18 protein-coding genes and 1 tRNA gene are annotated in these 25,036 nt (G+C 56.2%); 6 read left to right on the top strand and 13 right to left on the bottom strand.

Annotation, left to right across the window (positions count from 1 at the left end):
• The first annotated feature begins 22 nt into the window (after window positions 1–22).
• A complete protein-coding gene (locus IE099_RS10735; protein ID WP_189569927.1) occupies window positions 23–2,659 on the top strand; it encodes a CHAT domain-containing protein in 2,637 nt (878 codons plus the stop codon).
• Here the strand turns inward: IE099_RS10735 and IE099_RS10730 are convergent.
• The 4 genes from IE099_RS10730 to IE099_RS10715 form a co-directional block, all read right to left on the bottom strand.
• A complete protein-coding gene (locus IE099_RS10730; RefSeq protein ID WP_189569926.1) occupies window positions 2,656–3,468 on the bottom strand; it encodes a DUF1194 domain-containing protein in 813 nt (270 codons plus the stop codon). The genes IE099_RS10735 and IE099_RS10730 overlap by 4 nt on opposite strands.
• Before the next feature lie 69 nt (window positions 3,469–3,537).
• On the bottom strand, window positions 3,538–4,728 hold the full coding sequence (locus IE099_RS10725) for a hypothetical protein (RefSeq protein ID WP_189569925.1): 1,191 nt from the start codon (window positions 4,726–4,728) through the stop codon (window positions 3,538–3,540).
• 115 nt (window positions 4,729–4,843) lie between these two features.
• Window positions 4,844–6,964 (bottom strand): prolyl oligopeptidase family serine peptidase, encoded by a 2,121-nt coding sequence (locus IE099_RS10720; RefSeq protein WP_189569924.1) that lies wholly within the window; start codon window positions 6,962–6,964, stop codon window positions 4,844–4,846.
• 89 nt (window positions 6,965–7,053) lie between these two features.
• Window positions 7,054–8,769 (bottom strand): sulfatase, encoded by a 1,716-nt coding sequence (locus tag IE099_RS10715; protein ID WP_189569923.1) that lies wholly within the window; start codon window positions 8,767–8,769, stop codon window positions 7,054–7,056.
• 321 nt (window positions 8,770–9,090) lie between these two features.
• Here IE099_RS10715 and IE099_RS10710 point away from each other — a divergent pair, with 321 nt between their 5' ends.
• Window positions 9,091–10,665: a choice-of-anchor J domain-containing protein gene (locus tag IE099_RS10710; protein ID WP_189569922.1), complete on the top strand. Its 1,575-nt coding sequence runs from the start codon at window positions 9,091–9,093 to the stop codon at window positions 10,663–10,665.
• A 137-nt stretch (window positions 10,666–10,802) separates the two neighbouring features.
• Here IE099_RS10710 and ribD read toward each other — a convergent pair whose 3' ends face one another.
• The 5 genes from ribD to IE099_RS10685 all read right to left on the bottom strand — a co-directional run bounded on the left by ribD (window position 10,803) and on the right by IE099_RS10685 (window position 18,222).
• On the bottom strand, window positions 10,803–11,837 hold the full coding sequence (ribD, locus tag IE099_RS10705) for a bifunctional diaminohydroxyphosphoribosylaminopyrimidine deaminase/5-amino-6-(5-phosphoribosylamino)uracil reductase RibD (RefSeq protein WP_189569921.1): 1,035 nt from the start codon (window positions 11,835–11,837) through the stop codon (window positions 10,803–10,805).
• 205 nt (window positions 11,838–12,042) lie between these two features.
• Window positions 12,043–14,271: a transglutaminase-like domain-containing protein gene (locus IE099_RS10700; RefSeq protein ID WP_189569920.1), complete on the bottom strand. Its 2,229-nt coding sequence runs from the start codon at window positions 14,269–14,271 to the stop codon at window positions 12,043–12,045.
• Window positions 14,268–15,638 (bottom strand): DUF58 domain-containing protein, encoded by a 1,371-nt coding sequence (locus tag IE099_RS10695; RefSeq protein ID WP_189569919.1) that lies wholly within the window; start codon window positions 15,636–15,638, stop codon window positions 14,268–14,270. Before IE099_RS10695 ends, IE099_RS10700 begins: the two co-directional genes overlap by 4 nt.
• A gap of 75 nt (window positions 15,639–15,713) precedes the next feature.
• Window positions 15,714–16,148 (bottom strand): universal stress protein, encoded by a 435-nt coding sequence (locus IE099_RS10690; protein ID WP_189569918.1) that lies wholly within the window; start codon window positions 16,146–16,148, stop codon window positions 15,714–15,716.
• 91 nt (window positions 16,149–16,239) lie between these two features.
• Window positions 16,240–18,222: a sulfatase-like hydrolase/transferase gene (locus IE099_RS10685; protein WP_189569917.1), complete on the bottom strand. Its 1,983-nt coding sequence runs from the start codon at window positions 18,220–18,222 to the stop codon at window positions 16,240–16,242.
• A 117-nt stretch (window positions 18,223–18,339) separates the two neighbouring features.
• Between IE099_RS10685 and IE099_RS10680 the strand changes: the two genes are divergently transcribed.
• A tRNA-Arg gene (locus IE099_RS10680) sits at window positions 18,340–18,416 on the top strand.
• A gap of 13 nt (window positions 18,417–18,429) precedes the next feature.
• Window positions 18,430–19,176 (top strand): DUF3239 domain-containing protein, encoded by a 747-nt coding sequence (locus IE099_RS10675; RefSeq protein WP_189569916.1) that lies wholly within the window; start codon window positions 18,430–18,432, stop codon window positions 19,174–19,176.
• Here IE099_RS10675 and IE099_RS10670 read toward each other — a convergent pair whose 3' ends face one another.
• Window positions 19,177–20,559 (bottom strand): sulfatase family protein, encoded by a 1,383-nt coding sequence (locus tag IE099_RS10670; protein WP_189569915.1) that lies wholly within the window; start codon window positions 20,557–20,559, stop codon window positions 19,177–19,179.
• A 301-nt stretch (window positions 20,560–20,860) separates the two neighbouring features.
• Between IE099_RS10670 and tmk the strand changes: the two genes are divergently transcribed.
• Window positions 20,861–21,523 (top strand): dTMP kinase, encoded by a 663-nt coding sequence (gene tmk, locus IE099_RS10665; protein WP_189569914.1) that lies wholly within the window; start codon window positions 20,861–20,863, stop codon window positions 21,521–21,523.
• A gap of 6 nt (window positions 21,524–21,529) precedes the next feature.
• Window positions 21,530–21,961 carry a hypothetical protein gene (locus IE099_RS10660; RefSeq protein ID WP_189569913.1) on the top strand — a complete coding sequence of 144 codons (432 nt, stop codon included), beginning with the start codon at window positions 21,530–21,532 and terminating at the stop codon, window positions 21,959–21,961.
• Here IE099_RS10660 and IE099_RS10655 read toward each other — a convergent pair.
• The 3 genes from IE099_RS10655 to IE099_RS10645 form a co-directional block, all read right to left on the bottom strand.
• Complete coding sequence (locus IE099_RS10655; RefSeq protein ID WP_189569912.1) at window positions 21,953–22,453, bottom strand: hypothetical protein; 501 nt, start codon at window positions 22,451–22,453, stop codon at window positions 21,953–21,955. The genes IE099_RS10660 and IE099_RS10655 overlap by 9 nt on opposite strands.
• A 52-nt stretch (window positions 22,454–22,505) precedes the next feature.
• Entirely contained in the window at window positions 22,506–24,575 is a 2,070-nt protein-coding gene (locus IE099_RS10650; protein ID WP_189569911.1) for a RecQ family ATP-dependent DNA helicase, read from the bottom strand.
• A gap of 68 nt (window positions 24,576–24,643) precedes the next feature.
• The gene (locus tag IE099_RS10645) at window positions 24,644–25,024 is read right to left on the bottom strand and encodes an EthD domain-containing protein (protein ID WP_189569910.1); all 381 of its coding nucleotides are present in this window, start codon (window positions 25,022–25,024) and stop codon (window positions 24,644–24,646) included.
• Between the last annotated feature and the right edge of the window lie 12 nt (window positions 25,025–25,036).

Here is a 25,036-nt window from a genome sequence, read left to right as displayed (position 1 = left end):
ACTTCTGTGGCCAGTCTCTCTGGTGACAGCTAGAAGTCCTGCCGAGCTCTATCAGGCAGGAGAATACCAAGAGGCTGTGATGGAGCTGCAATCGCGGGAAAAGGCATTGAATTCAGAGCCCCAACCCGAGTCCGACGACTCGCTGGAACTTGCCAACACCCGGCTCGCCCTCGGAATGTGCTACCTTGCACTTGGAGAGGAATCCGCAGCGCTTGAGAGTCTCACTGCCGCCGAAAGGGGCCTGAGTTCTCTTGATGTCGATCCAAGCGTGCGGGCCAATGCTCTCGATCTGCTCGCCCGAGCCCAGCAACAGAGCGGCCAGTTGACCAAGGCAGAAGCCGCCTTCCGGGAAGCCCTGAGTTGGAGGGAAAAGGCCGAGGGACCGGATTCCGCCTACTGGTTGGGGGTCACCCGGGATCATCTGGCCCTCCTCCTACTTGCGGCGGGGAGCTATCAGGAAAGTGGAAGAATCCTTAACGCATCCCTCGAGGCCACCCCTGAAAACGAGCCCAAGTTACTGGCCCAGAGGCATCACTACCTCGCCCGCTACCTTCTCACTATTCGCAATTATCATCGTGCCATTGTGCATGGGCGCACTTCGCTGGAAATCGCTCGCACCGTCGAGGGTTTGGACGTGGCTTCCTACCTCGATGTTCTCGCACTCGCCCAATTCCGCTCCGGAGACCAGGCAGGAGCGGAGGCTTCCCTCTTGGAAAGTCTCGAACACCTGCGGCAACAGCCCGATAGCCTCCATCGGGCGCGCGGAGAGGCCGAGATTCTTAATAAAGTGGGTGAATTTGCTCTCTCCACCGAACCCGCGATGGCATTGGAAGCCTTTCAGGAGGCTTTGCAGCGTCTCAAGCAATGGCTGCCAGCAGACCATCCCTCGCTAGCGACTTACCACAACAACATCGGGCTCGCGGCCATGAAAAACGGTGATTATGTCTTGGCGGAAAGAGAAATACGGCATGCCTTGAATCTGATTTCAAACCAAATCGACGGGCTGCAGCTGGGGCACCAACGTCAGGCGGAGTGGAAGCAGAATCTCGCCTGGAACGCTCTTCTCTCTGGAAACGCCTCCCTCGCATCGGAAGAAACCCGCGCAGCCTGTCTGGAAGCCGAAGCCACGCTGCAGCATCTTCTTGCAGAAGGTACTGAACGTGAAAGACTCAACTTCCTCGCCCATTTCGATCTCTATTCCCTGCCGGCCTGCGCCGGTGAAGTGGATGTTCTTCACCGCCTACTTGCCAACAACAAGGGAAGGCTGCTTGATAACTTGATATCAAGCAAGCAGGAGACGGGCGAATTCCCTTTTCATCAAGGAAACTTGGGTCGCAATCTGGTTTTCGTCGACTTTGTGCGCTATCGAAAGCCGAGCTCAGGCAGTTGGACTGCCGCCTACGGAGCGGTTGTGGAGTTGGCCAACGGGGAAGTCAGCTTCGTTCCGTTGGGAGAGGAACGTGTTCTTCTGCGCTGGCTAACGGCTCTGTCCGAGAGATTGAGCTATCGCTCTCTCGTCATTGGAGGTCAAGAGGTTGAGCCTCCTGTGATTCGAATGGAAGCGACCCTTCGCAAGCTCCACGAACTCTTTCTCGCGCCCGTCCTCGCCGCGTTGCCAGCCGAAACCCAGACACTCGTTTTCTCCCCGGACGGTTCCCTGCACTTTCTCCCCTTCGCTGTTCTTCTTGATGACGAGGGAAAATTCTTCAGCGATCGGTTTCGCAATGTGCTCTTCGTCTCATCACGGCGCGACCTCTTTGACGGCAAGGCCTACAAGACCTTGCAAGGCGGACGCTGGGACCTGGTGGGCATCAGTCGATTCGAGACGAGAGATCAGAACCCAGATGTTCCCTGGTTCATCGAGGATTTAGGAGACCTGCCCTTCGTTCCTGACGAGTTGAAAAGCCTGAAGGCAATAGCTCCCGAAGGCAGTCGCGAGTTTCTCGACCCCACCCATCCGGAGGAACTTCTCCGGAACATGGAACCCGGGGCAGCGGTGCTCCACTTGGCCAGCCACGCATTTTTCCGCGATCCCGACGGTGAAGAAGCGGCGTGGACGGACTTGGATGCGCACCCCGAGATTCTGCTTCGGTCAGGGCTCGCCCTCTCCCATCCTCAGGACGGGGACGATGGAATTCTCTATCCCTACGAGATCGCGCAATTGCCTTTGGAGCAAACTCGACTCGTGACTTTGTCGGCCTGCCACACCGGATTGGGAACTCCTTTGGCTGGAGAGGGAGTGCTTGGATTGCGACGCGCCTTCGCACTCGCCGGCGCACAGAGTCTTCTCCTCACACTTTGGCAAGTTCCCGATGAATCGACCGCCGACTTCATGTTTTCTTTTTATCAAGAGGCTTTGCGAACAGAATGCCCCAGTCAAACTCTCTGGAGCCTGCAGAGCCAGCTGTTGCGGCGGGATGGCGGCTTGCCGGGTGATGATGCGGCCTTGGAAGAAGCTGTTTTGCGCTACGGCCCTTTCCTGATCACCCATCGGGGCCCAATTCGGGAGGTGCAACCGAAACCGGCTGCCGCCAAGACCTCTTCCCAGGTATTTTGGTGGCGCTACCTTCTGTGGATTGCAGTATTCGCCCTCACGACTCTGGTTCTCACTTGGATCGCCGGACGCCGAAATCGTCGTCGACTGCTGGCCTCGGACTAGCGACGACGGCGGAGCATGCCCCACGATAGTGCCAAAATTGCAAGGGCAGCAGAGCTGGGCTCGGGAACAGCGGTGACGGTGGGGCCGGCGAGAGTATTGGAAATCCCAAGCAGGATGGATTGGGTATCCGAGGCGGGCTTGGCCCCTCCCTGGGGGCTTGCAACTGCAGTGACAGTTCCATTTGGGCCACCACTGACGACGTTGTTATTGTAGTAATTTTCCACCGTAGCGACCTGATACTGAACGTCAAAGACGAGAGCATTAATGACGTCGACGGAAGAAGCCAGAGCGGTATCCCGCGCGGTCTGGGTGTTAGCTGGTTGGACCGCCCAAAAGCCAGTCCCATCGTCGATGATCGACAACTGACGTACAGTGCCAGCGAAGGCGGAAGAGGCAATTTGAGCAGCGCCTGTCGTGATGGCACTCGCGTAGCTCGCATTCCCCCATGGAGTGGGATTGGACATACCGCGCACGGTGCTGGCAAAGCCCTGCAAGTCATTGGCGGAAGAGAGTTCCATCCAAGGTACTCCGACAGTCTCTCCCCCATTCGAATTGAAGAGGACCACACTCGCGGCAATCTTTCCATACTGTCCGGCGGCGACCGCGTTGATGAAGTTCTGGCTTTCGAAGGATTGGGCGACTCCTTCTAAAATGAGGTTGAAGTCGGATTGCGAATAGGTCTGCGCATCGACTAGAATCACCATCTCGGTATCCACTTGAATCTGCGAGTGGGCTTTCTCAAAAGTGAAAGCCGCCACGGCCGCAATCCAAAGACGGCGGAGCGGGAAGGAGGATTGACCAAAGTTCATCACTAAAGACATCTTAATTATTATGACAAATTAATCAATCGGATTTTGTCATGAACGCAATTTTGTCTGCTAGCGCGACTTCTTTTCCTGCGCTTGGGAGCTTCGCAGGCCAAAGAAGCCGGACCGCTGGACCAGCGCCCGCTTGTTTCCCTGGTTCTGCTTGGCCAGTTCGGAGCGGGAGTTGGCTTGGCTGGGCGGCTTCGACTTGCGGGAGGCTTCGGCACTGGCGGTCACCGGAGCTCCTTGAAAAACTTTCACGGGTTCACTCCGTTTGCTCTTTCGGTCGGTCGCATTTTCCTTTCTCAGGGAAGGAAAGAGTCCCACGGAAGGACTGCTAGTGCCAGGGGTATCGCCCTCGTTGGTTTCGAAGAGAGCGGAGGCGAAGGTGCCCGTGGTCTCCAGGGTCCCCGCTAGATTCGCATTGGGATTGAGGTCGATGCGACCGTCATCGACCCGAAGAAAGATTCGACCCTGACCATGGTTGGCGGAGATGGGACCGGTAATCAGCAGCTGGCTGCTCTCACTGGCACGAATTTCGACATCGCTACCCGCCGTGATGGTGCCGGAATGGCTCACGAAGCTGTTCTCATTCCCCGGCAAGGGAGTGATCTTTTCCCCAGTTGTTTTAGAAGGATCGTAGTTGATACGACTTCCGCCAAAGACCCGGGTTGCTTCCGCCGAGGTGATCGTCGTCGGCCGGGAACTGGTATTGGCAATGGTCACTCCCCGCGCGGCTCCCAGCACCACATCTCCGCCTGTGGAGGTGATTTGAGCGTTCGAAACCGTGAGCAACCGGCTAGTCGATGATGCAGTCGAATCGATTGCAAAGTCGACCGCTTGATTGCCCTGCAAGAGAGCAGCCTCCCCCGCCGGGTTCACCTCGTGAACGACTGCTACGAGTTCATCAGCCGTAATAACCCCCGACAAGCTGACGGCCGAACTGGGACTCAGAATCACCACTCGTCCGTTGGAAGTCAGGGTGCCATTGAACTGATGGGTCCGCCCAAGATTGAGAGGAGCCAAGCGGTTGAGAACCGTTCCTCCATTGGTGTCGGAGGAGAAGTTAAAGGTCAGGGAACTTTCCGGAGTGAGACGCACCCGCCGCCAGTCCAGAACAGCATTGCCATTGAGGGTGATGACTGCCGCATCGTTCGCGGCGTCATAGATACAACTCGCCATCGTGGGATCCACGATGGTTGGTCCGCTCGGCATATTGGGGCACAGAGGAGTCTGCCCTTCCCCGGTAGCGATGGCAGCCATCAAGACGATGCCACCACGAAGAAAAGCTGAGCTAGAACAAACCATCACCTGCACCAACCGGAGAGCATGGCATCCGGTTTTTACTTTTCCAGCAGGTTTTTGGAAATCCCCGGGCTTACTCGTCCAGATTCACCTCAAAGTTCAGCTCCTTGCTCAGGAAAGTAAACTTGTCGGTGGCTTGCTCGATGCGTTTGGAGGTTGGCGTGCCCGCGCCATGACCAGACTTGGTCTCAATGCGAATCAACATCGGATCGGGCCCTTCGTTGGCTGCCTGCAGGGCGGCCGCGAATTTAAAAGAATGCGAAGGCACCACCCGATCATCGTGGTCGGAGGTGGTGACCATGGTCGCGGGATAGTTCTCTCCTTTTTTCAAATTGTGGTAGGGCGAATAAGCCTTCAGCGCGAGGAACTCCTCCTTGTTGTCGGGCGAGCCATATTCCGCCTGCCAGGCCCAACCGATGGTGAACTTGTGAAAGCGCAGCATATCCATCACCCCCACCGCAGGCAAACAGGCGCCATAGAGATCAGGCCTTTGGACCATACAAGCACCGACGAGGAGACCCCCATTGGAGCCTCCGGCAATCGCAAGCTTGGGGGAAGAGGTGTAGTTTTCCTCGATGAGGTATTCCGCAGCCGCGATGAAATCGTCGAAGACGTTTTGCTTGCGAAGCTTCATCCCGCCCTGGTGCCAGTCCTCACCATACTCTCCGCCACCCCGTAGATTGGGCAAAGCATAGACTCCGCCCATATCCAGCCAAGTCATCACTACCGGCGAGTAACTGGGAGTTAGCGAAATGTTAAATCCACCGTAAGCATAGAGATAAGTAGGGTTCTGGCCATTGAGCTCAATCCCCTTCTTGTGGACAATGAACATGGGGACCTTGGTGCCATCCTTTGATGAATAGAAAATCTGCCTGGTCTCGTAGTTTGCCGGATCGAATTTGGACTCGGGCCGTTTGAAGATGGTCGAGGTATTACTAGAAATATCGTAGCGAAAGATGGTGCCAGGATCGGTGAAGGAAGAATAGGCGTAGAAGGTCTCCTTCGCCTCCTTCTTTCCGCGAAATCCGCCCGCGCTACCCAAGCCTGGCAGAGCGACTTCACCAAGGAGGGTTCCATCCTCCTCATAGCGCAGAATCTGGCTATGGGCGTCCTTCATGTAACTCGCGACCAAGATTCCGCCCACGTGCGAAACCGAGCGCAGGGTGGCTTCACTTTCGGGAATGACGGTCTTCCAGTTTTCACGCGCGGGGTTCTCCAAATCGATGGCGACCAAGCGTTGCTTGGGGGCGTCGAGGTCGGTGCGCACCAGAAAGGTGCTCCCCAGATTCGTCACATAACCATACGATGCATCAAAATCGGCCAAGAGCTCGACCACCGGCGAATCCGGTTGGGAGAGATCCTGATAGAAAAGGCCGTTCTTGGTATCGGTGCCTTGCGAAATGTAATAGATCAGATAGCGCCCGTCATCGGTGACACCAGCGGAGAGACCCCAGAGAGGTTGGTCGGGACGCTCGTAGACGAGGACATCATCTTCCTGATCGTCGCCGATGCGGTGATAGTAGATCTTCTTGTCGGTATTCTTGGCCGTGAACTCGTCACCCTCCTTTGGCGGGGCATAGCGGCCGTAGTAAAAACCTTTGCCATCCTTCGACCAATTGGCACCCGAAAACTTCGACCACAAGAGATGATCCGACAGGTCCTTGCCGGTCGCAATGTCCCGCACCTTCCACTCCACCCAATCGGAACCGGAACGCGAAATGGAGTAAGCCATCAGCTTGCCGTCGTCGGAGATTGAATAATCATCCAAAGCAACCGTCCCGTCCTCAGACAAAGTGTTGGGGTCCATCAGAACCGACCCTTCTTCCTCCAGGCTCAAGGTTGTATAGAGAACGGACTGATTCTGCAGCCCGTCGTTTTTCGAATAGAAGTAACGGTCCCCTTCATGGAAAGGCATCCCGAAGCGTTCATAATTCCAGAGCTCGGTGAGATGTTTGTTAATCGTCTCCGCGCCCGGAATCTCCGAAAGATAGTCTTCGGTGAGCTCATTCTGGGTTTCAACCCACGAAGCAGTTTCTGAAGAATTGAGATCTTCGAGCCAGCGATAAGGATCGGCGACCTCGACACCGTGGAGAGTCTCCACCGTATCGCCCGGCCGGGAGTCAGGATAAGTTAAAGTCATTTCAGATTCTGCCAGAAGGGTCAGCGGGGCGAAGGCGAGGAGCGTTCGGATCATGTGCAAAACTCTACGGTCGGATCAGACGCTGTCTCCCCTTTTATGACAATTTTGTGGGTCCTTTTTCCCGCTCTCGACTCCCCGGCACTTCACTTGATCACTCCTTTGGCAGCGCGGTCACCGGCCCGGAAGTATCCGACAAGTTTCTTGTCGAGTGTGGTGATGACCCAGACTGAACCCGGGCGCCCTTTGAGCTCCTGCTCGGCATTTCCTTCCACTTTTCCTTTGGTCTCGAGTGTCCCATCTTCACCGACGCGATTGATGATGAGTTCCATCGACCGCTCGTTGACGAAGACCAACCGCATCAGATTTCCGTCAGGCTTTGAGGGCGGCACGTCAGAGGCTTCGGTCACTTGCACCCAACGGAGCGAGGGCAGATCCTTCACCTTCACCGGAGGCTTGGGAACCATGGTCTTGGGGAGGAAAGACTTCAGGGTTTCCAGTTCATCGCGGTGCTCAGCGGACTGGGCGAGGTTTTTCCATTCATAGGGATCATTGACGATGTCATAGAGCTCTTCGGTGCCGTCCCCGTAGCGGATGTAGCGCCAGTTTTCTCCACTGAGGGAAAGGCTCTTGGCATCATCGAGATAGGTGGCCGCCGGTGGGGTGGGAAGGGTGGCATCCTTGAGCAAAGGCAGGAGCGATTCGCCATCACATTGGTCCATGGCCGGCAAGCCACAGAGCTCGACCAAGGTCGGATAGAGACTGAGCAGGCTGGCAGGCTGGTTGCACTTGACCCCCACCGGAGTGCCTTCGGGGAGAGCTGCCGACAGAGAGGCGGGCACTTTCATCATCAATGGCACGCGGGTGCACTGACGCCAACCGGTATACTTCTGCCAATGCTCTTTTTCACCCAAATGCCAGCCGTGGTCCGACCAGAGAACGACAATGGTATTGTCGCTGTTCGGTCCTTTTTCCAAGGCATCCAAGACGCGCCCCAGCATCGCATCCGCGAAATGAATGGAGGCCAAATAGGACTGAACCCCCTGCTTCCATTGGTCATGCTTCTGGATGTGAGGAAAGTAGCGATTGTGGGCAACCTTCTGGCCCAAGGCCGGAACGTCCTCCAAGTCGTCGGAACGATAGCCGGGGGGGAGCTGGATGGACTCGAGGGGAAACTTCTCGAAATACTTCGCGGGCACGAACCAGGGTTCATGGGGGCGATAGATCCCACAGGCGAGGAAGAAGGGCTTTTCATGCTCCTTTGAAAGATAGTCACCGACATACTGACTGACGGTGTAATCGCCCCCGAACTTTTCATCGCTGGTTTCCAAAGGGCCCCAATCGGTCTCGATGTATTGCCAAGGCCCGGCTTTGGGCAAATTGAGGGGGCGGGTTTCCGGATACAAGGTGTCCGGGATGGGCATCTCGGTTTCCCGTTTGGGGTAGTAATCATCCCAGGACTGGGCATCGATGAAGTAGTGCAACATCTTGCCTGAGCCCGTGGACCAATAGCCATTGTTCGAAAAATGTTTGGAGAGCAGAACATCATCGGGCAGGACATCCCGCAGCTTTTGGGCATTGGTGTAAACTCCACTGCGATGAGGCGAGCGGCCAGTGAAGATCGCGGTGCGGGAGGCATTGCAAGCCGGAGCGGCACAGTGAGCATTGGTGAAAAGCAGTCCGCTCTCCGCCAGTCGATCCAAGTTTGGCGTGATGGTCTGCGGATGCCCACCCAAGCAACCAATCCAATCGTTGAGATCATCGAGGGCGATGAAGAGGACGTTGGGCTTTTTCTCTTCCGCTTGCGCAAAAGATGAGAACAAAGCACCGGAAAGGGTGAGCAGGAGAATGGAAAGTTTCATGAGGTCTGATGATGGCTGACACCGGATACGACACGTTCGGAGCATCGTTTTTGGGTGATTTCATTAAAACAATGAGGTTATGATTCTGATTTCACAAGCCCGCTTCCAAAAATAATCCTCAGGAAGCAAATGCAGAGGTTCCTTGGACGCTGCGAAAAGCGACCCGGGGTGTGAATTGGAGACGAATAGCGTCACTCCCAATCAATATTACATCGTATTAGCGCTAAAATTGTAATTAATTACGATTCTGACTGACATTTTGATTGAAGATGGTTCAAACGGGGCGATTGGTTTCCGCGCTCAAATGAGCATCTGCACACCATGATTACTCGAAACAAAAGGCATTGGCCCACCTCTACCCTCCGGACGAACACTCGATTCAACGCTCGCCGCAGCGGAATTCTCTCCAGCCTCCTCTTCGCAGGAGCTTCTCTTTCTTTGAGCGCACTGGACCTCGTTTACCAGGATGACTTTGATGGAGATGGCGTGGAGCTTAATTTGGGAACCGGGGCCGGTATGGAGGTTGTCTTCTCGGGAACTTCCGGCAACTGGACGGACAACAATGAGAACTTGGAATTCATCGCCACCACATCCGGTGGGTCCCGCGCGGGAATTGCCACCACCGGGCAGTTCGACCTGTCACAGGGCTTTCGCCTGGAGGTGACCTACAACGTCGCCAGTCTGACGGTTGTGAAAGAAACGGGTCACACCACTCTTTCCAACCGGGTGAATTTCGGCTTGGTCGATGAGCTGATCAAAAACGAGGAAGACGAAACCACCACTCGCGATGTCTTCGGCGTTTCCCCCTCGAACCACTACGGCCTCGGCTTCAATCTGACGGACAGCGCGTCCTCACCGACCGCCACCTCGCCCCCAGTGGGACTCAACTTTATCGGAGGAGATGGAATCGTCGTTCCAATTAGCAACGGACAGCCCTTCACCGTTGGAGTTCACACCTTGGTTTTGGAGGCCGATATGGAAGGCAATTGGTCCTATAGCATCGATGGTGCCGAGGCGACCGCCGGCAATTTCTCCGAGGCCGGTGTCACCTTTGATCTCACCCGTGACTATCATTTCTATGCCTATGGGCAAAATGATGAAAGCGCCTTTCAGATCGTCTCCTTGACCGTCGAAGCGACCCAGAGCGAAACCGAACTTGAGCTTGAAATCGCACGGAGCTCCGATGGCTCCGAGCTCGATTTTGCCTGGAGCAATTCGACTGGAACCTTCTACGACTTGCTTTCTACCACCGACCTTGGTCTCGCGCTCGAGGCCTGGACTCCGGTTGCGAAAGGTTTAAGCGCCGACGGTTCAGGCATCAACACCTTCACCACCGCGCTTCCTGCCGACCCCAAGACCTTCTACGTGGTTCAAGAAACCGAGCCTCTGTTCTATGCTTCTTTCGAGAATGACAACGGAGGCTTTACTGCGATCAACAATTCCACGGAATCCATTTGGGAACACGGACTTCCTTCCGGTGGTGGCATCGGAGGATCGGTGACTTCGGGCAACGGCGGTTCTGCAGGAGCTTGGGGAACCGCTCTAACAAGCTACTATTCTGTGGGAACCGACACTTTTTTACGTTCTCCAGTCATAGATTTGACCAATGTAACAGCAGCTAGTCTGAGCTTCGCCGAGGCTGCCGACTTCTTGCCAGCAGACACTGCGGAGGTCTACCTCATCGATGATGAAACCGATGCCTTGATAGAATCCACTCCCATTTATATCTCTACCGACACGCGTCTCACCAACGCCAGCTGGACCATGGTGGAACCGATTTCGCTTCCGGCCTCGGCCTACGGTCAAGCGGTTCGATTGGAATTCCGTTTCGTAGGGACCAACCCAGGAAACTTCTTGGGATGGTATATCGACGACGTTCTCGTGGCAGAAGACTAAGACGCGAAAGAAGGCTATTTTTTGCGAAGGCAGCCATACCGAGGGGCAGCCATTTTGAGGAACTCACTGAGCCTTGAAAGCCCCGACGGTATGGCTGCTTTCTGCAATAAAACAAATAGCTGAACCTAAAGACGGGCCTAGTCTCGCCGGAGTAGCCCCCTCACCCGAATATCAGCACCAAATTGTTGGTAGCTCACATTCTTCAATCGCGGGCGCTCATCCAAAACGGAGCAGCCTTCCCCGCCCACTGCCACGACATCACCCCCGGCTACCAAAGGAGCCAGATAAGTCACCCACTCATCGACGAGACCCGCGTCTAACAACTGGCCCACCAGCTTGCCACCGGCTTCTACCAATACGGTCTGCAATCCATCGGCTGCCAGGCTCGCCATTATTTCACGCAGGTCCCCGCTCACAAATCGAGTGGCTCCACTTTCGTTTGGCTGCAAGAGATGGGCTTCAGCTGGAAGACCAGCCAACGGGTATTCGGTAGCAACCACTCGCACTGGCTGTTTCTTCCCCGGGCGCTCTCCCCGGTAGTCCAGGCGGGGGTTGTCTCTGCGAGCGGTTTCTCCACTAGTTAGAATCGCATCCACCTCACCCCGCAGGATCTGGACATCAGCCCGGGCCTCGGAACCAGTCAGCCACTGTCCCTCCCCTGATGGGCGGGTGATTCTCCCATCCAGACTCATCGCAGTCTTTACAATGACCCAAGGCAGTCCCGTTCTTTGCACTTTGAAAAATCCCCGGTGAAGATACTCCGCCTCATCTACTAGAACGCTAGTAGCAACCTCGATCCCCGCTGCCTCCAGAATCTGCCGCGCCGCGCCACAATGGGCAGGATTGGGATCATCGGCAGCCCAAACCACCCGCTTGATGCCAGCTTGCAGAATAGCGCTCGTACAAGGAGGAGTGCGGCCCGTGGTGGAGCAAGGTTCCAACGTGACGAAAATCTCGCTGCCTGCCAAGTCATGTCCCTGCGACCTCGCATTCGCAATCGCATGCACCTCGGCATGAGGGAGCCCGGCTCCAGGATGATAACCTTTTCCTAATATTTCACCCCCACGGACCACCACCGCTCCCACGCTGGGATTGGGTGCCGTTTGCCCCTGGCCCTTCTCTCCTTCCCGCAGGGCCAGCTCCATGAAATGTTCGTCCGTTGAGCTCATCATGGGGTGGGCAAAAGACTGTGAATAACTCGTGGGTAAAAAAACGACAACTTTACCGGTCCTCCAAAAGAGGGGTTTTCAAGGCTGGGCTCGCACTTGTTTGTGAGGTTGTTGCTGGCGGGGAACACTGACGGTTGCAATGGGGAACACAGGTTTCGGGCAGTTATTCGCAAAGAGAAGAAGAAGGTTTTGATGATAAAAATAAAAATTACTGATCCTTCCTTTGGGCACAAGTCTCGACCAGAGCCTGTACCAGGGACTCAAACTCACGACTTTCATCTCCCTTGAGAGGCCTCTTGCTGAAACGTTCCCGATCATGGAATTGAAAGAGCTGCCGATAGGATTGCTTCGGAAAGTCAGGGAGAGTCTTTTGCAACCAATCTGAAAGCACCTGCCCAGGAGGCCGCTGGCCGAGCGTCTTCTCCAATTGGGGTAATGAGAGGGTCAGAGGTGTTGGGGCTCCTTCAGGTCGGCTGGAGTCGTCCTCAATGGCATTCTCCCTCCGCACTCGGGAGCCACTCAAACGCCAAATGACGAACGCTGCCAACGCCAGCGCAATTATCACGAGGGTGAGGTTGACCCAGCCCCGGTTTTTTTCATTGGCCCGCCAAAGCTGGAAGTCTTCCCGCATCCGCTGGAAGCTGTCGGCAATTCGTTCCTTCAAGTTGGGCTTGGGGGAATCCATTGCGAGCCACACCGCAGGAGTGAGGTCGACGTCGGTCCAGCGACCACCAGTCCAGACTTCGCGTGACATGGAGATAGTCTTTTCTTCTCCGTTCACATTCACGGTGCGCTCTTCGACCACCGTTTCCTTACGCCCACCGAGATAAGCCCGGCACCAGGCGTGGGCGTGGGTTCCGCGCAGGACATATTCTCCCGGTCGGTTCGACTTTTCCTGCACCGCAAAGCCGACCGCGTAATGAGCCGGCACCCCTGCCGCACGAAGGAGAAGAGTAGTTGCGGTGGCAAAATACTCGCAGTGTCCTTCATGCTTGGTATCGAGGAATTGAAGAAGGGCACTTTTGGCCTGGGTGTCGGCTATTTTGAGGTGGGTGGTATAGCGATAGTTCTCTTGGAAGTATTTCGCGAGAACCTTGACCTTCTCTTCGTCGCTCAGCTTCTTGAGACCCAACTTCTGAATCAAGTCCTCCAAAAGGACACGCTCCTTGGTGGAGTGGTAGGACCCACTGGGAAGGGAAAGCGCGGTCACTTCCAACTTTTGCGCATTGCGGATTCGTTGGATGGGAGGGGCTTCGCGCAAAGAAGGATCGTCGCCAGTCCAGATCTCCACATCAATGACGTTGGCAGCGTTGATGGCGAGAATGGTGCCGATTTGGCTTTGCTCAATGCTGTCGATCTCATTGGCCTGGGCGAAAAGAACGGGTGAGGAGGGACAGGGCAATGCCTTGCGGTTGTTGTCGACGGCGCCTAACAGGCGGATTGGAACCTGGTTTCGGGCTGGTTGGTCATTGACCTCGAAGTCTTCGGTATTGAATGCGAATTCCCCCTTGTCCTTCTGATCGGCAATGGTCAGGAGGTCGGTGTAGGAGCGCTCGTAGTCCCCAAAGTCAGGGTCATAAGTTTGCCAACTGTTGGAGCGATAGTTGTTGTAAGCCAGTGTCATCAGGCGCTTGGGCGGGGATTGGCCCTCGGGGACTTTGACCCGCCACTGGATTCGGCGGCTGAGCTTCAATTCGCCGAGACGCCCGATGGCAGTGTTGTGTTCAATCGGTGGCCGGGATCCCTTTGAACCGAGGAATCCTCCCTCCTGCACCCACCTGGAAAGTTGGACCAGACCGCTGCTGCTAGCCATGGAGCTCAGTCCAATCATGGTGAGCATGAATAACCAGGGAAAGAGTCTCCGCTGTGAACTCCGATGGCTATAGTAGAAGCCAATTCCTGCCAAGACGACCATGAGACTGAAATAGATCCATTGCTGCTTCATGTGCTCAAGGTTGCCGGAGATGGGAAAGGCCGAGGCGATGAGGACGAGTGAGAAATAGGGATATCCCAGATGAATCCGGGACTCAGCAATGACCTTTCCCAACTTCCGTTCTCTCTTGAGCCGCTGTCTGGCGATAACGGAGAAAACCGAGGTGGGGACGGCAACTTCTTCACCATATTGTTGGGCCAACATCAGGGGGAGAAAGATGAGGGGAAGCCACTCGATGAAGGCGAGGATTGCAGTGGGGCCAGAGAGATTGAGGGAGTGAAAGCCTACCGTTCCGGCTAGGGCCATGAGGGAGAGGATCCAGGCCCGCGAATAACCCCGGAGGTCGAATTTCCAGCGCCAGTTGAGCCAATGGCAACCCTCCACCAGAAAGGCCGCGCCCAAGGCGAAAAGGGGATGGTCTGTTAGACCTCCCCACACCAACAACGAAACCCCTAACAGAAGTCGGGGCGGGCTGGGAAAGTGAGTGGGCTGATAGAGGTTCATGACGAGAACTTGGAGGCGGCTAACGTGAGGTCCCGGGCGACCTGGTTGACGTGCAAAGGATGGACGTCCGGGACGGGGTGGTCTTGAAAGGTCTTTTGCGAAGCGTCATTGACGATCACAAAAGCAGTGGTATCCAATCCGCGGGATCGCAGTTGATTGAGAAACTCGCGTCGTTCGTCCGACCAGTCGGGGAAGATAATGAGTATGCCGGTGAGGTGCTCGCTCTCGCGACAAACGAGTGCTTCCAGGGCGGTGAAATCAGCAGTCAAATGCGGCTGGACTCCTGCCAAGACCTCCAGAAGCTTACCCCGACGGGCGACCCCTTGCCCGGCGGTCACGCGATAGCTTTTTTCCCCGATAAAGATGAGGTCCAAGAGGCATTCCTGGGTATCCATGCTGGCAACGAAGGACGAAGCGACCGAGATAGCCTCCTCGAATCGTTCGCCCGGAGGCCCCGAGGTATCGAGAACTACGCCGTAGTGGGGAAAGAAGTTGTCTTCGTATTCCCGCACGACAGGAATGCCAGTGCGAGCCCAGGATTTCCAATCGACCGAACGCATGGCATCTCCGGAACGGTAGTCGCGCAAGTGGAGAAAATCGCCCGTTTGTCCCACGCTGTTCGAAGCGGCTTCTCCTCCCAGGTGAAGGTGAGCTCGTCCAGGAATGGAGAAGTGGCCGAGTGGATAGCGCTTGGGCAAAACGATGATGTGGTCTTCTTCCGTGTCCACCTTGCGACAACGTTGGAACAAACCGAATGGATCGGGTAGCAAAACCCGGAGTTCGGCAAGCTTGAGGATGCCCCGGTGTTGGGGAGTGAGGTGGAAAGTGAGCTTGCCTGTCTTTCCCGCTTCGATGGTGCGAGGGGATTGCGAGGCTTCCAACAGGTTGTATCCCCGTTCCCTCTCCTGCAGCCAGGTCCAGCGATAGAAAAGCATCTTGCGGTCGACAATATTGCGTTTCTCTTCTCCGGGCTCGGGGGTGTTGGCGAAGGTCTCGAAGTCAGGCCTGGGATCCGGGGGCCACTCTTCGAAGAGCATGGCCTTGAGAGTGCGACGGCCTTCATTTTTGACCTCCACGGTGTATTGCATCTCCTGCCCCACACTCCCGAACTCTGGCAGGTGACGCTTTCCCGTTAGCTTTGCCTTGCGGCCGATGGCCCATATCAACCCCATGGCGATGGCGCAAACGGTGAAGCAAAAGATCATGTAGATCGCTGACTTCTCGACATCGGTCCCGAGCACTGCCGTGATGGTGGCCAGCATGGCCAAGCCCCATCCGAAGGACCTGATTCGGCGCGCGATGCGCCAACCCCACCGTCCGGTGCGGCTGTAGGACCGGTGGAGAAATCGCAGTCGGGCTTCGCTCACTGCTGCAAGCTAACCCCAATTTACGACTATCTCCAATCCGGAATCGAAGGTTGGCCCTGATTTGAGGAGAAGTTCCTACGCGGGAACAATCAGGGTCGGAATGGAGGTGTGGCTGATCACACGCTGGGCGGTAGAACCGAGAAGCATGCGGGCCACGACCCCATGACCATGACTACCGAGGATCAAGAGATCGGCGTTTGCTTCCTTGGCGTAGTCGAGCAGAGTTTCGAGGAACGGGCCTTCCAAGACTTTGTAGTCAACCTGTTCCGCAGGAAGTTGCAGAGTCTTTGCTCGTTCCGCGAGAGAGTCCTCCGCCCGCTCCCGGGCGTGGGTCTCGAAGTTGGCGGCATCGGGGATGGTATATCCATAGATGTCGTAGAAGGCGGCAAGCTGCTCAATTCCATGGACCAGAGTAACCTTTGCTCCAGTGGCTTTGGCGAGTTCGCTCGCTTGCTTGAGGACTTTGGCGCTGACGTCGGAGAAGTCGATTGCGGCGATAACTGTTTTCATAGCAGTACCAATCTACTGTTCTTCTTCAACTAAGCAAGAGTGACCCAATCAATGCACGGAGAATGATAGTTTATGCCGAGTCGCCAATCGGCTACAACGACCGATGGAAAGTGAACTTGAAATTTTGATTTCCCTTTCTGCGGATTATCAATTGAGGGGAAGGTCCATTCGTTAGATAGGACAATCGGAAGGGATGCAGACCCTTTTCCAGTCTGACTGTGCCCTTGGCAGAGTCCACTGGTTTGGTCGAGGGAGAATCAGTATCAATCATGATGGCCTGATGGAGGCGGAGCACCGCTTGAATCGAACCCGACAGTTCGAAAGTATATTCCCCTTCTTCGGAAATTTCTAACAATCCGGAATACTCAACAGCCCCTGCCACGGGAGCTTGGAAATTCAAGGTCTCAACCTCCGTTTCATTCAGTTCGTTCAGCCTGGGAACCCAGGGAAAGGAACCGGCTTGGAATTTCACCCTGAGACCCTGTTCAGTCTCGATGGGAGAGATGGAAGGGATGGGCAATGAATCATAAGGGCGGCGGGCGCTGGAGTCGGGTCGTCGGATCTGGAGGACCCGCTTTTGCATGGTTTCCTGGAGTTTTTCGAATCGGGTTGAGCTGCCGGCGAGGTTGTCCTTTTCCCTTTGATCGGTTGTCAGATCATAGATGCGAAAGGGTTGGTCGGGCTGGGAGATATGGGTGCGAATTCCTTTATAGTGATCGACCAGAACGACCTGCATCTCTTTGCGAGGCGCATTGCGATGGTTCTCTTCGAAGTCGGGATAGTTCGGAGTGCGACCTACCACGGCATATTCCACATAGACCGTCGAGTCTTCCTGTTCTCCCTGACCAGTCAATGTAGCTAAAAGAGAGACCCCATCCGCCTGCGCAGGCAAAGGCAATCCAGCGGCGGCGAGAAAGGTGGTCATCCAGTCATGGAACTGCGAGGGCGTGTCATTGACTTTACCGGCAGGAATCTTCTCAGGCCAGCGAACGAGGGTTGGGGTCCGGATTCCTCCTTCCAACACATCGCGTTTGATGCCGTTGAGGGGGCCATAGGACTGGAAGCGGGTGGCATCGTATTTGGCTTCGGCGAGGTAATGGACGTCGTGCGGCCCGTTGTCGCTGGTGAAGATGACCAGGGTGTTGTCGTCAATCTCGAGGTCTTTCAAGAGCTGCAGCAAGTCACCCACCGAGTCGTCGAGGCGCCGAATCATACCCGCCTGCCGTTTCTCAGTTTTGGTCCAACCGGGTTGTTTGTGATCGGGGTGAACCCACGAGTCGATCTGGCCTTGGGCGGTATTGATCATGGCACCGGGTTTTCCAGTCCACTGCAGGCCACCCTTCAGTCCTCCACCCTCGGGATAGGGGCCGGTGGGCAGTTGCAAGGCGGCATGGGGAGTGTCGTAGGCGAGATAGAGAAAGAAGGGCTGATCTGGTTTTTCCTCCAAGCCTTCCACGATCCATTTCTTGGCAAAGGCTGTGAAAAGATCACCCGTGAAGCACTTGTCGAGGGTGGCCGAGACTTCCAGGTTGTTCCACCACACCTGCTTCTTGGAGCGGTGGCCGGCACTGTTTCCCAGCGGCCATTCGTGCGCGGGATAGTGCACATGACCATCGGCATGGCGCACGTAGCCAAAGAAGTCGTCGAAGCCGCGCTTGGTAGGATAGGCCGGCCACTCGGCGGCGTTCTTGCCTTTACCCTGCAGGCCATACTTGCCCACCAGGGCGGTGCGATATCCACCGGCCTTCAGGGTGCTGGCCACGGTGTGATCGTTGGGCAAGGCTTTGTCGAACTGGTTGTTGCGAATCCCACAGTGCCCTTGATGAAAGCCTGTTAGAAACGACCCGCGCGAAGGAGCACAGACGGGCGCGGGACAGTAGTGCCGGTCCATCAGCACTCCCTCCGCCGCCATGCGGTCGAGGTGGGGGGTGTGATGTTTCTTGCTGCTGGAGCGTTCGTTCTGCCAAGTGACCCCCAAGTCGCCATACCCGAGATCATCACAGAGTATGAAAATGATGTTGGGCGCCGCCGTGAGCCCTTGCGCGGCGAATAAGAGAAGGGTGAAAAAACGCATCACAAGAACCTACTTGCCAAGGAGCTGGGGTGTTTCAAGAGGAAAGAAAAACAGGCCTCCCCATGGCCTCCTGTCATTGACGGCCTCCAGTCCATCGTGTAGGCAGTGGCTGCAGACGCGCTCATAGCTCAGCTGGATAGAGCAACGGACTTCTAATCCGTAGGTCGCAGGTTCGAATCCTGCTGGGCGTGCCATTTCTTTCTGATTATGAGTAAAGAGATTGGAGCTGCAGGAAGTTCGCGAAATTGGAGCCAAGCTTCCTCGGCGACGAATTTTAACCCCAATCTTTTCCGCTATGTTTGGTTCAATGAGACTTGGATGTGCAAGTTCACTCTTTGGTCCTTGTTGATTGCAGGTCTTTTAATTGGAGCGGCGATATTGCTGGCGGGTATCCTGGCTTGGCTCTTGGGAATTCTGGGTGCCTTGATTGGCCTTGTGGGTCTGGCGGTGGGAACATTGATGGGAATCTTTGCGTGGGTTTCGCGAGATAACTTTAAGAACGGTCTTCTCACGGCGGCGATGGTGGAGAGCGTTTCCGAACCTTCGCTGATTCAAATCGGAGTCCTGAGCAGAGGTGGCCGCAAGCAGGACTATCTTTATGGGGTAAAAAGAATCAAATACCTGACCCTCCCCAAATCGCTGAGGAAGGTGGGTCTGGCGGTGCCTTGTGTTTCGACTTTTAGCGATGAGGTGCGACATCCCGGGACGTGGCACGACTTCGATCCGGTGCCGGTGGCTTTTGGAACTTCGGATCGGAAGAAGCTGAAGCATTGCCTGGAGGCGGTGACATCTAGCGAGGATGTGGAAAGCGACTACTTCACCCTCCTACAAGCGTTCCTCTCCCATCACCCCTTTCCGGCGGACTTCGAGGACCTTTATGTCTGTGATGGGGCGGGTCGCTTGGTGGAAACGCGGACGATTGCCAAAAAGGCGCACCGGCCTGAGCCTTCCTAATTACTTCTTGGCACGTTCCTTTGAAAAACAGCTCGGGTCGGGCTGGGTGGGAAGGGTTTCTTTCCAGGCCTTTAATTTCGCGAGAAGCTCTTGGGTGGTTTCGGGCTGCTTGTCTTTGAGGTCGGTTTTTTCGAGCGGGTCGGTGGCGAGGTTGTAGAGCTCGGCGTAGCTGCCGTCTTTGTTAGAAAGCAGTTTCCAATCTTGATCGACGATGGCAAAGGATGCCCAGTGTTCTGGCTTTCTCTTGTTCTGGGGCCAAGTGCCATTGATTTTCCAGAAGAGAGGTTTCTCCCGTTGCGGAGCGGCTTTTCCCTGCAAGGTGGAGGCGTGGCTAATCCCATCGGGCACGTAGTCCCCCGGAAGGTCCGCTCCCGCGAGTTCGCAGAAACTGGGCAAGAGATCGACTGCTGAGATGAGGGTGTCTTTGTCGACCTTGCCTGCGGCAATTTTGCCAGGCCAGCGGGCGATGAAGGGCACGCCCACTCCCCCTTCGTAGATGCTCGCTTTGTATCCCTTGCGGCCGCCGGTGATGCCTTGGGAGGCTGCGATTCCGTAACCCGCTCCGGTGGCGGTGTCGTAGCTGAGGGCGAGCTCGGCTGCGTCGGAGGCTCGGGCGGGACCATTGTCAGAGCTGAAGATCACGAGGGTGTTCTCGGTGAGCTTGAGCCGGTCCAGAGCATCGAGAACTTCGCCGATGCGGTCGTCGGCGTGGGAAAGGACGGAGGCGTAGATGTTGTCTTTCTCCTCGAGGTCGGGAAAGCGGTAGCGGTATTTCGGAATGACGTGGAAGGGAGTGTGGGGCTCGTGGATCCAGAGATTGACGAAGAAGGGCTTTCCTTCGCGCTGGCTCTTTTCGATGAAGTCGATGGTGTGCTGCGAGTCCTCGTGGACTGGCATTTGCTCGCCGGCACAGTTGAAGGCGCCGTAGGCATCGTAACCGTATTCGCTGGGCAGCGGAGAATCGGGAATCATGTCGTTGGAGAGGTGCCACTTGCCATAATGCGCGGTGGCGTATCCGGCCTTTTGCAAAAACCGCGGCAGGAGCGGGGCTTGCGGGCTCAGCCAATCCGGCATCCCGCGCCGGGCGTTGCTGGGCACCCAGGCGAAGTGTCCGTCGATGTTGTAGCGTGCGGGAAAGTGCCCCGTCATCACGGCCGCGCGGCTGGGTGAACAGACGCCGCTGGCGACGGTGAAGCGATAGAAGTCGGTGCCCTCCTCCGCCAGCCGGTCGATATTGGGCGTCTTCACAAAAGGATGTCCGTGGCAGCTCAGGTCGCCCCATCCCCAGTCGTCGGCAAAGATGAAGAGGATGTTGGGCTTGCTTTCCGCGAGGGCCAGGGAGGAAGTCAGCACACTGACGAGGAGAAGGAGAAGTGGTTTCATGAGAAGGAGCCGAGGGGTTGGAAAAGAGAGGGATGAGTATACTTCATCGCCGTCTCCATTTCTTTCGAAATACGAATTACGCTTTTTTGGCGGGAGGTTCGCGCGGGGTTCGGTTAGCACTCGTAGGAGATGCTGATCGTCTTTGAAGGAATCGATGGAACGGGGAAGTCTGGTTGCATCCGGAAGGGATAGTTGGGGCAACGGACTTCTAATCCGTCGGGCTAATTCCCTTTGAGCAAGCGCATTTTGAGTTCAAATCAAGAATTTTTCGATTGGCAGTCTTGTCAAAGGAAGCCTAGAAATGCCCATCGCTAATACTTCCAGAAAAATTCCGAATGGGCTCTTGATTGTATTTGAGGGAATCGATGGCTCGGGGAAAACAACCCATGCCGCTAACCTTGCAAGCCGTCTTAAGGACGACGAGTTTGAGGTGGTTTTGACTAAAGAGCCGACAGATGGAACGTGGGGAAAGTTACTTCGTGATTCGGCGTTTTCTGGCAGAAAGGATGCGGGAGAAGAACTCGAGCTTTTCATTAAAGATCGTCAGGAGCACGTTACCAACAAAATCCGCCCTAGTTTGGCTGAAGGTAAGGTTGTGATCATCGACCGTTATTATTTCTCGACGATCGCTTACCAAGGAGCACGAGGATTAGATCCGGTTGAAATTAGATCATTGAACGAGGCTTTTGCTCCAAAGCCGGATATGCTCTTCATTTTAGAGATTACTGTCGACGAGGCTTTAAACCGTATTGGTATTCGTGACGGTCAAGGAAATGAGTTTGAGAGCGTCGAAAATTTGAAGAGTTGTAAGTCGATTTTCGACTCGATCACTGATGATTTCACGGTTCGGATAAATTCGCAGACTTCAGTACCTGAGGTAGACTCACAAATTTGGAACAAGGTCTCCGAGAAGCTCAAAGAGGTGTGCGCTCTTGCACCTTTAAGCTGTGATAAGAGGTCTTGAATTACAATGACCTCGCTTGATCGGTTCATCAATGTCGTCGTGAAACTGGCGCAACCCGGTTCCATTGTGGCCCGTTATCGCTTGGGGGTGGGACTGCTTTATCGCAAATTCCAGCACATCAAGAAGCGCATCAAAAGCCGTCATCTGCCGACCGATGGCTTTCGCGATGACCTTTGGAAAGATGGCCAGGAGGGGCAGATGTATCGCCACCTTTACTTCCATATGGCTTGCTATCTCATGGGGCCCTTGGGATGGCTGCTCTCGTGGTTCATTGGGTTGACCGATATCAAACAGGCGTCCTCGGGGCGGCTCGAGTCAGCTTCGGAAGTTCGCGACAATATCGCGGGGCGGGAGTGCGGCCGCATCCTGACCGCCTACATGATGCGTCGCATCGATGAGCGAACGGCGCGGGCACAATTGCGGCGCGTGTTAGGCTGAGCCCATCTTGCGCTTGGTCACCACGAAGCGGTCCCCAATTCCGCGATGGAGGGTGAAGGTCTCGCGGGTGGCGAGCTTGCGGTCAGAGGAACCGTATTCGACCTCCGCCGTCACACTCAGTCCATTGTTGCGCATTGCGAGCAAGCGAAAGACCGGTTCGCGGCGGAAGCGGAAGAAGCAGTGAAAAGGCACGTCGCGGTGATCAGCATTCCATAGCAAAATCGCCGGCGGAAAGTCGGGGACCTCGGCGAGAGCGGCGAAAATTTCGCGCGGTAATCCTTCGCCGTGTTGACGCCGGATTTTGCCGGCCTCGCGCTTGATGAGGAGGTCCTCGACGTAGGCGGCGACGGGGTTGCGACGCATTTCTTCGATCTCTGCAATCATCTCGCGTTGATGGAGCGCGCAGGTGGCTTGCAGTTCGGCGCGAGTGATTTCACCCGCCTCGAATTGGCGAAAAAGCTTCTGCGGCGGTGGAGGGACGTTGACCTTCATCGTTCTCTACTGTGCCCGACTTCGGGAGATGCTCCAGTAGTTTGTGAGATTTTCAATCCGCCATCTCCCGAATGATGGCGAGAAACTGCTCGCCATACTGCCCGGCTTTGGCAGGTCCGATGCCGGGAATCTCGAGGGCTTCGTTGATGGTTTTTGGTAAGGCGCGGGCCAATCCTTCCAGGGCGCGATTGCTCAGGACCATGTAGGGCGCGCAGCCTTCTTCCTTGCAAAGACGGGTGCGCAGGTCGGCGAGCCGGGAGTAGACGCGCGAGTCAAAGGGCCCTTCATCACTCGCGCTGGCGACCTTGCGGCTGGGCCAACTGAGACGGACCTCGCGCTTGCCCATCATCACGGCATGACCGCGCTCGGTCAGGATCATGAGTGGGTAATCACCCTTGCGAATGGTCTGCACGAGACCGGCATCGGCGAGGGCGGGGAAAAGTTCATTGAGAAAGGCCGCTCCCTCTTCCTTTAAAATGCCATAGGTGGACAGGCGGTTGAGCCCCGCGTTCATGATCTCCTGGCTTTGGCTGCCGGTGAGCATGAGGATGATCTTTCCGCGACCAAAGCGCGGTTGCCAGGTGCGGCCGAGGCGTTCGCTCATGCGGGCCACTCCGCTGAGGGCCTTTTTGACAATGAGCTTTTCGGGTTCGGTGAGGTCGCGCTTGTCTCCGCTCTGTCCGCTGCGGCAGACATCGCAGGTGCCGCATTCCCTTCCCTCTTCGCCGAAGTAGTCGAGGATCCACTCCTGCCGACAGCCTCCCGATTCGCAAAGGGCGATCATAGAGTCGAGCTTTTGCCGGTCACGGCGCTCTTTCTCCTCCATCGCGGCCTCGTCGAGCTCGAGGGGTTCGTTGGGCTTCAGGAGACGAGTCCCGCGCAAGCGTTGGCCGGGGACATCAAACCGCTGGACATAACCGATGCGCGCGAGCAGGGAGAGGGCGCTGCCCACGGCCATCCCGTTGGAGACGCCGAGCTCGTCGCGCATTTCGTCGAGGCTGCGGAAAACCTCGCCCTTGCTATCGGCGGAGGAGCGTAACCACTGGTAGAGGTCGCGCACCACGCCCGGGCCGGGATTGACGCCTTCCAGGAAGAACTCCTGCGTGCGGGTGTCGGCAAAGTTCCAGAGCAATTCGCACCAGGCCGCCTCGCCATCACGCCCCGCGCGCCCCGCCTCCTGATAGAAGGCTTCCACACTGCCGGGGACCTCGAAGTGGGCCACGAAGCGCACGTCGCTGCGGTCGATGCCCATGCCGAAGGCGTTGGTAGCCACCGCGACATCCTTGCGGCGGGAGATGAAGGAGTCCTGCACCTTGTCGCGCTCCTTGTCGGACATCCCGCCGTGATAGGCCGCGACCTTTAGCCCCCAGCTGGCGAGGGTCTCACTGACTTCGTCGACTTTCTTGCGGGTCGCGCAGTAGATGATGCCTGTTTTGTATTCGAGGATGATTTCGCGCAGGCGCTTGTATTTGTCGGCCTTTTTGGAGACGGCGGTGATGTTGAAGCTGAGGTTGGGGCGCCCGAATCCGGTGATGGTTTCGAAGGGGTCGTCCAACGCAAGGACCTTCAGAATATCCAGCCGGACCACGGGAGTGGCGGTCGCGGTGAAGGCCACGCACTGGGGGTTGCCCAGCTCCTTGCGGGCTTTGCCAAGACGGAGGTAATCGGGGCGGAAGTCGTGCCCCCATTGGCTGAGGCAGTGGGCCTCATCAATGGCCAGCATCGCGATGTTCACCTGCGACATTGCGGAGGTGAAGCTCCCGGCGCGAAAGCGTTCTGGCGCGACGTAGAGCAGCTTGATCTCGCCCGCCCTCACCTCGTCGAGGATTTGCTTTTGCTCCTCCCAGCTCTGCGTCGAGTTGATGACGGCGGCTTTGACTCCTTTGGCTTGTAAGGCATCGACCTGATCTTTCATCAAGGCGATGAGGGGGCTGACCACCAGGGTCACGCCCTCTTTCACCAGGCCGGGGAGCTGGTAGCAAAGACTCTTTCCGCCCCCGGTGGGCATCACTGCGAGGCCATCGCGACCTGCGAGGATATGGTCCACGATCTCCTGTTGGCCGCTGAGGAATTCCTCAAAGCCAAAGACATCACGGAGAACTTCGCGGGCGCGTTCAATCACGGCCCCATCAGAAGAAAGCCAGCCTCGCAAGGCAATCCCGAACTGTTCAAAGATACGCCAGTAGTTCGCTAGGATTCCGTGCGGTCGAAGATGACGTGCTCCTCGGTGAGAAAGACCGAACACTCGCGCAGTTCGCAGAAGGTCGCTTCATCCTCGATGAGAGTTTTGTTCGCCTTCTTGCCTTCCTCGGTCAGCAGCATGTTGGCGAGTGCCTCCGCTGACTCGAACCAGACTTCGGTGATGCCGTCATAGGCTTGTCGCATGCCCCGCACCTCGCGGCCAACCTCATTGAGGACGGTGTCGATAGTGTGGCTTTGGACATACTTCAGAGAGCCCATGGTCTCGGCGAAGCTGCGCACCAAGGGGCCATGATTCTCCTTCCAGTAACGGTAGAATTCCTCGTCGGAGATGCCTTCCTTTTTGCGCACGCAGTAGACGAACTTGATCATGGCTTCGAGGGA

Source organism: Roseibacillus persicicus (assembly GCF_014651675.1).
Classification (GTDB): Bacteria; Verrucomicrobiota; Verrucomicrobiia; order Verrucomicrobiales; family Akkermansiaceae; genus Roseibacillus; species Roseibacillus persicicus.
The sequence above is the reverse complement of the archived record's forward strand: the minus strand, read 5'-3'. Positions and strand labels throughout refer to the sequence as shown.